Annotated in this window: 11 protein-coding genes; 6 read left to right on the top strand and 5 right to left on the bottom strand. The window is 40.4% G+C overall.

Features of this window, described 5'->3' with window-relative positions:
* Positions 1-2: 2 nt before the first annotated feature.
* The 4 genes from E2626_RS02070 to E2626_RS02055 are packed head-to-tail and all read left to right on the top strand — an operon-like array spanning position 3 to position 3,838.
* On the top strand, positions 3-659 hold the full coding sequence (locus E2626_RS02070) for an acetyltransferase (RefSeq protein ID WP_166786709.1): 657 nt from the start codon (positions 3-5) through the stop codon (positions 657-659).
* A gap of 11 nt (positions 660-670) precedes the next feature.
* Complete coding sequence (locus E2626_RS02065) at positions 671-1,582, top strand: glycosyltransferase family protein (protein ID WP_134379128.1); 912 nt, start codon at positions 671-673, stop codon at positions 1,580-1,582.
* 54 nt (positions 1,583-1,636) lie between these two features.
* Entirely contained in the window at positions 1,637-2,794 is a 1,158-nt protein-coding gene (locus tag E2626_RS02060) for a DegT/DnrJ/EryC1/StrS family aminotransferase (RefSeq protein WP_279587245.1), read from the top strand.
* A gap of 21 nt (positions 2,795-2,815) precedes the next feature.
* Positions 2,816-3,838: a Rossmann-fold NAD(P)-binding domain-containing protein gene (locus E2626_RS02055; RefSeq protein WP_134379124.1), complete on the top strand. Its 1,023-nt coding sequence runs from the start codon at positions 2,816-2,818 to the stop codon at positions 3,836-3,838.
* A 77-nt stretch (positions 3,839-3,915) separates the two neighbouring features.
* Here the strand turns inward: E2626_RS02055 and E2626_RS02050 are convergent, their stop codons facing one another.
* On the bottom strand, positions 3,916-5,754 hold the full coding sequence (locus E2626_RS02050; RefSeq protein WP_134379122.1) for a polysaccharide biosynthesis protein: 1,839 nt from the start codon (positions 5,752-5,754) through the stop codon (positions 3,916-3,918).
* A gap of 329 nt (positions 5,755-6,083) precedes the next feature.
* Here E2626_RS02050 and E2626_RS02045 point away from each other — a divergent pair, with 329 nt between their 5' ends.
* Entirely contained in the window at positions 6,084-6,596 is a 513-nt protein-coding gene (locus E2626_RS02045; protein ID WP_134379120.1) for a manganese efflux pump MntP, read from the top strand.
* Positions 6,597-6,676: 80 nt separating this feature from the next.
* Positions 6,677-7,615, top strand: coding sequence for a DUF5107 domain-containing protein (locus E2626_RS02040; RefSeq protein ID WP_134379118.1), 939 nt, complete (start codon positions 6,677-6,679; stop codon positions 7,613-7,615).
* A gap of 62 nt (positions 7,616-7,677) precedes the next feature.
* Here E2626_RS02040 and E2626_RS02035 read toward each other — a convergent pair whose 3' ends face one another.
* The 4 genes from E2626_RS02035 to E2626_RS02020 form a co-directional block, all read right to left on the bottom strand.
* Entirely contained in the window at positions 7,678-9,060 is a 1,383-nt protein-coding gene (locus E2626_RS02035; protein WP_134379116.1) for a family 43 glycosylhydrolase, read from the bottom strand.
* Between the two features lie 42 nt (positions 9,061-9,102).
* Entirely contained in the window at positions 9,103-9,921 is an 819-nt protein-coding gene (locus E2626_RS02030; RefSeq protein ID WP_134379114.1) for a carbohydrate ABC transporter permease, read from the bottom strand.
* On the bottom strand, positions 9,914-10,819 hold the full coding sequence (locus E2626_RS02025) for a carbohydrate ABC transporter permease (RefSeq protein ID WP_134379112.1): 906 nt from the start codon (positions 10,817-10,819) through the stop codon (positions 9,914-9,916). The genes E2626_RS02030 and E2626_RS02025 overlap by 8 nt, the downstream gene beginning before the upstream one ends.
* An 89-nt stretch (positions 10,820-10,908) precedes the next feature.
* A complete protein-coding gene (locus E2626_RS02020) occupies positions 10,909-12,171 on the bottom strand; it encodes an ABC transporter substrate-binding protein (RefSeq protein WP_134379110.1) in 1,263 nt (420 codons plus the stop codon).
* Positions 12,172-12,178: the final 7 nt, after the last annotated feature.

Here is a 12,178-nt window from a genome sequence, read left to right as displayed (position 1 = left end):
TCGTGATAAAAGAACTTATTGTAATCGGCTGCGGCGGTCAGGCAAAAGTTGTTGTTGATTTGGTTGAACAGCTGCACTCTTTTCAAATAATCGGATTTTTTGATGACTACAAAATTGAACCCGAATTTATGGGATATCCAGTTCTGGGAAAAGTAGAGGATATTAAAAAATATAATGGGATTTATTACGGAGGGATTGTGGCGATCGGGGACAATTGGAGCCGAAAGAAGATTGTGCGCAGAATTCAGGAGATGGACCCTAAGTTCAGATATGTGACCCTCTGCCACCCTGAAGCAATTGTCAGTCAAAGAGCTGAAATAGGTGAAGGAACAGCAGTTATGGCAGGAGCTGTAGTAAATACAGATGTAAAGGTTGGTCATCATTGTATTATTAATACGCTCGGTTCTGTGGCGCATGACTGTGTGGTGGGTGACTACGCAAGTGTAGGACCGGGCGCTCATCTGGGTGGGCATGTGCAAATCGGAGAGCATTCAGCGATTTCGATCGGTGCCAGAGTACTACATGGGATTACCATCGGTCAGGATACGATAATAGGCGCCGGTGCCACTGTCACACATCACATTACTGACAGGGTCATTGCATATGGCGTACCGGCAAAAGTAATTCGATCAAGAGAAAAAGATGAACCTTATTTATAAGTGAGGAAAAAATGAAAAATATATTAATTAAACACTCTCATAAAGCGTATTTACCACAAATAGAAGCAGCGGTTTCCTATTTTGAAAACAGAGATGTTCCTTTTCAATTAATTAATTATGATCAATCCCCTGAGGCTGATGAACGTGAGGCTGACGCGATTTGGAGCTTCCCGGGTATTGAATACCGCAATCAGTTAAAGATCCCTAGAATTCATGAATATGCCTCTTTATCCACAGGTTACTTTCCAAAGGTAAAAAATAGGCTGAAAAAAGTGGTGAATACCCGTCCCGACCTTCGAATTTTTCTTAATGAACTTGTAGAGCAGGCCTATCAATTCAGTGATCATGTTCCGTCAATTCAGCGGGATATGGGAGTTCATACCTCTTTTTTTAATCAGCAGCTGACCAAAAAATCATATGACTTCGTATATTGCGGATCCATTTCCAAGTCCAGAGGAATACATAAAGTGCTGAACCATTTCAAAACCCATCAAAAGAAACACTCTCTCCTCTTAATTGGTGCAGTAGAAGATGATTTGTACAACAGATTTAAGGATGAAAGTAATATAACATTTACCGGAAAAATACCTTATTCTGACGTACCTTCAGTGGCTGCTCAGGCAATATACGGTCTTAATTATATGCCTGATCAATACCCTTTTAATATTCAGACCTCCACCAAATTACTGGAATATATTGCGCTTGATCTACATGTTATTACAACAAGATACCAGTGGGCTCAACAATTTCAAAAAAAATATCATCTTCCATTTACATTTGTTAATGAAAATCTGAGTGACCTAGTGATTAAGGAACCCCCACTAATATCAGCAAATTACGATCATTCATTAAAACAATGTCTGACCTGGGATTATGTATTTTTACATTCGGGACTGGAAGAGGCATTGTCCAGCTTAGTTTGAGGACTTCAAGTGAATGCTGAGTAAGGCAATTATAAGCGGAGGGCCGGTGAAATCGTGAAGAATGACAACAGCCGAATACACCTCTCGATTCCTCACATGGGTGTACAGGAACAGCAGTTGATCAATGAAGCCTTTGAATTGAACTGGATTGCACCAGTGGGACCGCATCTTCAGAAGTTTGAACAGGCCGTTATAAAATATACGGGAGCTGGTGGAGCAGTGGCTTTAACTTCAGGTACTGCAGGCATTCACCTTGCACTCAGAGCTTCTGGTATTAAGGAAGGAGATATCGTTTTCTGTTCAAGCTTTACTTTTGTTGCAAGTGTCAATCCGATTCTATATATGGCTGCAGTACCTGTACTGATCGATTCTGAACCCGAAGGCTGGAATATGAGTCCTGAAGCATTAAGGACTGCATTTCGTAAATATGAAAAAAAAGGAATGCTCCCCAAAGCTGTACTGGTTGTGAATCTATATGGTCAAAGTGCCGATCTGAAAAAGCTGAAAGCAATTTGTGATCATTACGAAGTACCTATCATAGAAGATGCAGCAGAATCTCTCGGAGCTACTCACGAAGGAATGTCAAGCGGGACAATAGGAAAGTATGGTGTGTTCTCATTCAACGGAAATAAAATTATTACCACTTCAAATGGGGGAATGGTTGTTTCAGATGATGCAAGTAGTTTGGAAAAAATACGTTATTGGTCTACTCAGGCTAAAGATCCGGCTGATTACTATCAGCATAGTGAAGTAGGTTATAATTATCGGCTGAGTAATGTGCTTGCTGCAATTGGGTGTGCACAAATGTCCGTGCTTGATCAACGGATCGAGGCGAGGCGAAATGTTTTCAGGCGTTATTATGAAGCGCTGCATGAAATTAAAGGGATTTCTTTTACAAAAGAAATTCATGGATGTTCTACCAGGTGGCTGACAACTTTAAAGATGAATCTGTCCTGTTTCAGGGATACGCCTGAAACCATAGTAAAACGTTTTGAACAATACAATATTGAAACACGTCGTTTGTGGAAGCCGATGCATGCACAGCCGTTGTATACAGGCTGTGATTACGTCAAACATGCTGACAATCAAAGTATATGTGACGAATTATTTGAAACCGGCATTTGTCTGCCTTCAAGTTCAAACCTGTCTGTAGAAGATCAGAATAAGATAATTAAACACTTAAAGAATTTTCTTGCGGAATCAAAAGTCTGATTTTAACAAGAAGGTGAATGAATGGACTTGAAAAGTGCGGTAGAACAAGAGATTATGAGCTATAAGTGTAGTAACGACCAGAGAATTGCAACGGTCGGGACAACTGCGAGAAAAACTAATTCCTTTGCCGTTTTACCCAGAAGAGAAGCATGGGGGTTTGAAGCCATAAATTTTTTGGTTGTTGATCAACAGTCAGCGGAGACGTTGTTTCAATTAATAGATAAAAAAGTAAAGTATATACTTGTGGATATAGAAATGAAGAAAGATCTGGACTTACTTTCAATTGCCAGTAAAACAGTCCAACATGCAGTTGTGGTCACCTATAAACCAAATGACACGACTTTGGAAGCTGCAGATTTTTTTCTGCGTCATTACTTCAATGATGATTTGGAAGGAAAGAAAATTATAGTTTACGGGGCAGGGAATCTCGGCTCTAAACTCTCATTGAGGCTCGCAGAAAGAGGAGCAGAGATTCACCTTGGCTCAAGAAATGAACAGAAGGCTATGGAGATTATTAAGGCTTTAAATCATTTGCTGCCTGCTTATACAAAGTCAAAGATTAGTCTGTTTAAAGCTGCTGATGTTAATAAGGGGATATGCGATGGACTTGTATCATTTACCTCTGCATCTGCTGTCATTCCGCCATCTTATTCAAAAAGTATTAAGGCAGATGGACTTGCGCTTGATGGCGGTATTGATAACTTCACCAAAAATTTTATTAAAAAAGCATCAAAGAAAAACATACACCTTTACCGTTTGGATGTGCGTTCTGCATTTCCACACGCCATTTTGTATCTTGAAGACTATATAAAAAATTTTTATTCATCGATTCAGGGAGAAAATCTGCTTGACGGAATCAGGATGGTTGCGGGGGGCATTATTGGTCGTGAAGGGGATATTGTGGTTGATCGTATAGAGCGGCCAACACAAATTGTGGGGATTGCAAATGGAGTTGGCGGATTAAAGGACAGAGCCGTTTTTTCGTCACAGGAATCAGATGATATACGAAAGGTATATCAAAGGATCAATCAAAATTCTTCATAAATTAAGCTCCATTTTTAACAGGAGGAAAAATGTCCTCTTATTAAAAATGGAGCGGCAAATAATCTGAAAGAACGAGTCTATTCCTTTTTATCATAGGTGTAGGAAGGAATGATTTCTTTGATCATTTTTTTTATATCCGAAGAAGAGGTATAGCTGCCAGTCAATCTCACGTGCTGCAGTAAGCCTTTTATCTGGAGCATGATCACATCCAGGTTGGCAACTGAAGGTTTGGCGACAAAAATCAGCTCATGCTTCGTTGCATTATTTCCTTCTTCTTGAGAAAAGAGTTCTTCATAGAGCTTTTCACCTGGTCGCATGCCGGTAAATTGAATATCTATGTCATGCTCAGGAATTAATCCTGATAGTATAATCAGATTTTTAGCTAAATCATAGATTTTAACAGGCTTTCCCATATCCAGCACATAGGTCTCTCCACCTTTTGCGAGTGTGCCAGCCTGTAATACCAGCTGTACAGCTTCAGGAATGGTCATAAAAAAGCGTGTCATGTCCGGATGAGTAACAGTAACGGGTCCTCCACTTCGTATTTGATTCATAAACAAAGGAATTACACTTCCCCGACTGCCTAATACATTGCCGAAACGGACCGTGGCAAAACGCGTTTTACTGGATGAATGAACAGATTGAATATACAGCTCAGCAAGTCTTTTTGTAGCACCCATTACACTCGTAGGATTAACCGCTTTGTCAGTAGAAACATAGACAAATTGTTCAACATTGAACATATTAGCGCAATCAGCCATGTTTTTTGTTCCCATTACATTGTTTTTAACTGACTCAGAAGGGTTCTCTTCCATTAATGGCACATGTTTATGAGCGGCCGCATGAAATACGACATCAGGACGAAAGTGGTCAAAAATGCTTTTAATTCTTGCTAAGTCCTGTACGTCACCAATGACAGGGATGAATGTTAGCTCAGGAAATTTTTCGTGAAGTTCTCTTTCGATCAAATAAATACTATTTTCTCCATGCCCTAATAACAGAATCTTTTTTGGTTCGAACCTGGCGACCTGCCGGCAAATTTCAGAACCAATTGAACCTCCTGCTCCACTGACTAAAACTGTTTTATCAGCTAAGTAACCTGAAATGAGCTTCAAATCCTGTCTGATAGGTTCTCTTCCTAATAAATCCTCTACGTTAACATCTCTAATCGTTTTATCCAATCTGCCATGAATAATATCATTAATTTTTGGAAGAATTTTTATTTCTACACGTGTTTTACTGCAATACTGCACGATGTCTTTGATTTCTGAAGTGGTGGCAGAGGGAATCGCAATAATAATCGTTTCGATCTTATGTTTGTGAATAAATTCCTCCACTTTGTTGATGGTACCTTCTATAGGAACTCCATATAGTTTTGTTCCAACTTTTGAAAGATCATCATCCAAAAATACGACCGGGTAGAGTGGGGAATCAGCAGACTTTTTTAATTGAGTTAAAACAAGGAGGCCTGCTTCACCGGCACCGATGATTAACGTTCTTTTTCCTTTGTAGTTTCCTTTATTCTTAAAACTGTAGTGAAGCCTTACGCCTATTCGGATTAAAGATATTCCAGTTACACTGAAGCACCAGCTTAAAAAGACAAAATAGACTGAGATTGATATGAACTCAAAAAGATTTAAATAAATGTTGAGCGTATAGATGAATAAAAAACCCAACATGACTACCCTGGCAAAGTAGAAAAACTCATGGTGACTAATGTACTTATAGGTGCTTCGATAAAGGTCGTAATAATATAATCCACCAACTAAGACACCACATAAAAGCAATGATAAATATAAAGATTCTAACCAGGGAACTTGTCCAGTATTCAGCAGTAAAGACGCACTAATAACAGCCGTAAAGATTACTACGCAATCACAAAAAATAGTAAACAGAACTTTCAATTTTGGTTTCATTTTATCCTCCAAACTATTATTTTCAGTATTATATGAAGGTTTAATAGAATCGGTGATTTAATGAACAAAGTTGATTCATTTGAAGGATGAACTGCAGTAAAGAATTGTTGAGGATCAAGGAGCGGATCAAAAGGTCTTATACGAATAGGAATGAATACAGCAGGGTTTCTTATAACTGTTTTTGGTGTTGAGACTCACCTGTCATTTTATGGAGAACATCTGAAATAAGTTAACTTCTCCATCAGCTTTAATCATATAACTTAATTCTGGATTAACATATTTATCCCTCAGCTTCATACAATATTCTATTGAACAAAAGGGGGAGCAGTATGTGGACAATCTTTCTTGCGCTGGCACTGGGAATGGATGCCCTGTCAGCCAGTATTGCAGCAGGGTCCCAGCCAGTCACTGCCACAATTAAATGGGTGATTAGTATATTGATTGGTTTATTACATATGATCCTGCCGGCAGCGGGAATGCTGATTGGTTCGGCACTGCTTGACGCAATGAACTGGTTTGGAACGCTGCTGCTTATTTTTATTGGTCTTCAAATGATCTTCGCCGGCTTTAAAACGAAACGCGAACAGCCAATCACACTGACGCCGCTGAAATGGATCGCATTTTGTATTGCAGTCAGTCTGGACAGCCTGTCGATCGGCATCACACTTGGCATCACAGATCTGTCAGACTGGCATGAGCTGATCTTCTTCGGTTTTGCTGCATTTTTAATGACGAGGGTGGGCTTTGCAATTGGCGGCATTGTTACATTGACTGCCGGAAGGTTCAGTGAAGTGATTGGCGGAAGTATATTAATTGGTCTGGCACTAAGGATGATTGAGTAACAAAACTTTGTAAGGCTGGTTTGAAACCCTGCACGGAGGCTACATAACTATTATAGAAGTGAATAGCCGGGGTGAATGTGATGAAAATTGAAACATATAAAGGACTTGAAGCAATTATTTTAGAAAATGAATATCTTAAGGCAGTCATTCTGCCGGACTTTGGAGGCAAAGTAGCAAGTTTTTACGATAAAACAGCAGATTATGAGTGGTTCTATCAAGCAAAAGTTGAACAGTTGCCGATGCCCCATTATGGATCAATGTTTGGAGAGTATACACCAGGCGGGTACGATGATTTATTTCCCGGTGTTGATGGAGGGCCTCACCCGATTAATAACCGGAAAGTACCGGATCATGGAGAGGTCTGGTCGATGGTCTGGCAGATAGCCGAAAAACTCGATAATGGTATTACGCTTGAAGTGAAAAGTCCTGTTTTTCCGTACGTGCTTAAAAAGACAATCACTTTACTGGAAAACGGACTGGAAGTAAGATACAGAGCAATGAACACTGGAGAAGCGCCATTTGCATATATCTGGGCGCCGAGTATTCTGCTCAACATGAATAACCATACAAAAATTGAAGTGCCAGAAGAATGTGATGAAATTATCAGTATAGAACCGGATAACGAGCATCTCGGCGCATGGGGAACACATCACCCGTACCCTATTACAAAATCAAAAGATACAAAAGAAGAAATAGACTTGTCGGTAATGGCACCTAAAGACTCGCAGAATGTTGAAAAATTTTATTTTGCTAAAAAACTTAACAATGGATGGTGCAGAGCCGTTCAGGGTGACATTGGCAAGTCGCTCTATTATTCATTCGATCCGGACAAAGTCCCTTATCTCTCAATATTTAAAAATCAGGGAGGCTGGCTTGGCGATTATAACTTCTCACTCCAGCCATCAACTGGAATGTACGACGATGTGTACGTTGCAAATAAGATCGACAGGATCGCAAAAATTCCTTCAGAGGATGAGCATACGTGGATTTTTAAGATTACTGTGGAAGACATAGATTGAAAAAAGCTGTCCAATTCGACCGGTTGGACAGCTTTTTTTAAAAAGAACATCATCTGTAACTCTTAGTGATCTTTCATTTCAATGTGATCCAAATCAAACGTACCATTTGTAACACTTAACTCGACTGTGTTTTCACCTTCTTCAAGATTAAGCCTATATGAACTTACAGCCAGCGGTTCATCTTGAAGGCCTTGATTATTATTGAAAAATGTAAACGTGTCACCTGAGTCTGTCGAGCCATTCACTGTTACAGCGCCATTGCTTCTCCAGTAAAGGTAGAGGTAGTATTCTCCGGCTTCAGGTGCATCATATTGAATGGTGAGGGATTGGTCCGTTTCAGCTAAAATACCCTCATCAGTCATTTCTCCTTCAGTTTCAATATCCTCGGGTGTGTATTTAGTAATATTGACTGGATCACCGGCGGGAAGTGGCAACGGTTCAGTGACTGGAACGGGTTCTCCGAATTCAGGGAATCCGTCTTCGTTAATTTCAAATGGCTGCATACGAACATTTCTCGTCCAGCCTGATCCTTGTTCTTTAGCAGCATGGTATACGATCCACTGCTCCGAGCTGTCGGGTGATTCAACAAAAGAGGCGTGACCCGGTCCGAATACATTGTTACCACTTTGAAATACAGGATCTTCCTGTTTTGTCCATGAATCCGGATCAAGTAAATCAGCATTTTTTTCTGCAGTTAAAATCCCGAGTTTATAAAAGTCGCTCCAGCTTCCGCTTGCTGAGTATACAATATGAATATAATCTTCAGTGTATAGAATCTGTGGACCTTCATTAATGGACGGTTCGCCACCTTCCATTTCCCAATCATACTCGGGTCTTGAGAGTTCAACTCTATCTGTATTCAGTTCTTTAGGGCTCTCCATACCTGCGATATAGGTATGCTGACTGACATTTTCATCACCTTCCCAGCCTGACCAGACGTAAAATAATTCTCCGTCCTGGTCAATGACTGTGCCATCAATTCCCCATTTATCAGTAGGATCTGTAATTTGTCCAACATCAGTATATTCAGAGAATGGATCCTCATTTTCAGATTCCAGTACATACATTCTGTGCTGGCTGCCGCCACCATCTGCTGCATAGTATACGTACCATTTTCCATCAATAAAATGAATTTCCGGTGCCCAGATATTTTGGCTATTTTCAGTTCCGGGCGTAGGTTCCCACACGACTTTTGATTCTGCATTCATCATCGAAGTTGGGCTGTCAGATTGCCATATGGTAATATTGCTTCCTGTTGTATGAGTATATATATACGTATCTTCATGTTTAGTCATCCATGGATCAGCGCCATCGGGCAAAATCGGATTATAGAATTCTTTTGTGTATTCTGTTGAAACAGAGTCTGATGATTCATCGGGTGTACAAGCAGCAAGTCCGATACCTGCAGCAAATATAACGATACCAGTTAAAACTGACTTTTTCACAACATCACTCCTAAAACAAAAGCCGCTCTGGGCGGCTTTTGATTACTTGATACCTGATTGCGTAATCCCTCTGATAAACCATTTCTGACCGATCAGGAAAACAATCAGAATTGGAATTGTAGCTAGAGTTGTAAGTGCCATAAGCTGCCCATAAGATGATACAAAGCTGCCCTGTTGCATGATGGCAATTCCCGTTGTTACCGTTCTCATTTCGGGTGTACTCGTTGTAACTAAAGGCCACAGGAAGTCATTATAGATTGCCATGAATGTAAAAATCGCAAGTGTTGCAATCAACGGTCTTGCAGAAGGAATGACGACCTTCATGAAAATTTGCCATTTATTTGCGCCGTCCATCCGTGCTGCTTCTTCAAGCTCTTTTGGGAAAGAACGGAAAAACTGGTATAAAAGGAATACACCAAATGCATTTGCTGAATAAGGCAGAATTAGTGGAGCATAAGTATTGAGCAGACCCAGGTTACTGAACTGCTGATAGAGTGGAAGGAAAGTAATTACCCAGGGAATCATTAATGTACTGACAAACAATGGGAACAATACCTTCTTAAATGGTACGTCAAGACGGGCAAGTGCATATGCAGCCATTGAATCAATTACTACTACAATGGCTACGCCAGCAAAGCCGACAAATAAAGAGTTAAATAACCATCTTAAAATTGGAACGCTAGTGCTCGTTAAAGTGCTAATATAATTCTGAAAAGTGAACTCCTGAGGAAAAAATGTTCCTCCGCCGATTGCTTCAAAGTCTGATTTGAAAGAAGTGGAGACCATCCATACAAGCGGGATTAAAAATAAAATCGCTAATATAGAGGCAAAGACGATATTGATAATTTTAGATTTACGCATTGTTTTTCTCCTTTCTTTCACCAGATCTGGTAACAAGGAACTGGCCGACTGAAATAACAATCATAATGAGCGCCATCAACATGGCCATTGCAGCTGCTGATCCCATTTGTCTCAGTTGAAACGCCTGCTGAACAATACCCATTAACAGGACCTCTGTTGATTCACCAGGACCACCGCGTGTCATTAAGTACGGCTGGCCATAAACGTTAAAAGATGCGATCGTTGAGGTGATAATTACAAAGATCATAATCGGTCTGATAGTCGGCAGCGTGATATGTAAAAACTTATGCCATTTTGAAGCACCATCAATTTCCGCTGCTTCATAAAGATCTTCGGGAACCTCGTTCAGTGCATTGATAAAGATAATCATATTAAAACCAATAGTCCACCACACAGTTGCGATAACGAGTGATATCCATGCAAAAGGCAGTCGGGTTAACCATGGAATACTATCCATACCAAGTGAATTCAGAAATTGATTCATCAGACCTGAGTTTGAATCAAGCATCCAAAGCCAAAGGACAGCTATTACTGATACAGAAATAGCGTAAGGGAGGAAATAGGCTGTTCGGAAAAAGCCGCGAATTTTCTCAGGTAAACTGTTGACCAGCATAGCAAGCCCAAGACCGACAATGACTAATAAAGGCACACTGTAAATAACAAATTGAGCAGTATTTTTTAGTCCGTTCAAAAACACACGGTTTTCAGGTGTACCTGATATAAAAATTGCTGAATAATTTTCCAGTCCCACAAAAGGATGTATAGGAGAGATTAAATTCCAATCATGAAAACTGATATAGATCCCGTAAATCAATGGGAAAACCAAGAACAGTGTAAACATGATCAGATATGGAAGCACGAATAAAAATGATGTGAATCCCGATGCTTTTGACTTCATATCATAACCTTCTTTCTTTAAAGCTGGTTTAAAATAAAAGGTAAGAGGGAGGGCAAATCCCCACTCTTACCTTTTCACTTTATTGTTGATTATTGCAGACTTGCCTGCGCATCCTGAGCTGCCTGCTCAAGTGCTTCCTGTGGTTCACTCTGGTTAAGGAGTACTTCATTTACAGCGCTAAACAATGGATCTGATACAGGTCCCCAGTTTTCAACGTTTGGAGAGAACTGTACATATTCGAATTGCTTCGCCACTTCTGGCTGCTGTTTCATTTCATTGAATTCGTCACTTTCGTATACAGCTTTAGATGCCGGAGCCTGTCCAGACTCAGCCCAAGCCATACCATTTTCATCTACATAGTTAAGGAATGTTGTGATTGCTTCAATTTTAGCATCATCCTGAACCGTTTCAGGGATCACGAAGTTATGTGAGTTCGCAAATACAGCCTGCTGTTCAGTTCCTAGCTGAGGCACTGGTGCAACGCCATAATTCATGCCAGATTCTTCAAACTGGTTCATCATCCATGGACCGTTCATATGCATTGCTGAATTACCCTGAAGGAACAACGTCAGCTCTCCATCCTGCTGAATGTCTGCCGGTGATACTTCATGCTCATAGATTAAAGAGTGAAGAAACTCAAGTGCTTCAACTGCTTCTGGTGAATCATACTGTACTTCACCATCATCTGTGATCAGTTCTCCGCCATTTTGATATACAACTGTCGGGAAGATGAACTGCTGAGGCCATAGTGTTGGTACTGCAAATCCATATTGTCCTTCACCGTTTGTTGTCGCGATTGCTGCTTCAAGGAACTCTTCACGATTAGTTGGTGGAGCTTCCGGATCCAATCCTGCTGCCTCAAATAAATCTTTATTGTAATAGAACATAAGTGGGTGGATATCCAGTGGAACACCATAAATCGATCCATCTACTTCTGCGCCTTCCCAGGCAGTAGGATGGTAATTATCCTGGCTGATCTGGTCACCTACGATATCATCAAGGTTTTTAATAATGTTTTGATTCGCATATGTCATAATCTGATCACCGTGCATGATCATCACATCTGCACCTTCCTGCTGACCGCTTAGGGACAAGTCAAGAGTCGTATAATATTCTGACTGTGGGACAATTTGGAAATCTACTGCAACTTCATCCTGTGAGTCATTGAATTCGTTTACAATCTGCTCCATGTTTGGACCGTCTGCTCCTGAAAATGGTGCCCAGAATGTAATTTCCTGAGTGCCGCTGCTACCTTCACTGCTGCCTTCGTTTGATGTGTCATCGCCTGAACATGCTGCCAGTACTGACGCCACTGCTAAACCTGATGCAACTGTAAGTAAAGACTTTTTCATTTGAAAA

Source organism: Jeotgalibacillus salarius (assembly GCF_004405125.1).
Lineage (GTDB): Bacteria > Bacillota > Bacilli > Bacillales > Jeotgalibacillaceae > Jeotgalibacillus > Jeotgalibacillus salarius.
Note: the sequence above shows the minus strand (reverse complement) of the source record. Positions and strands in the feature narration are given on the sequence as shown.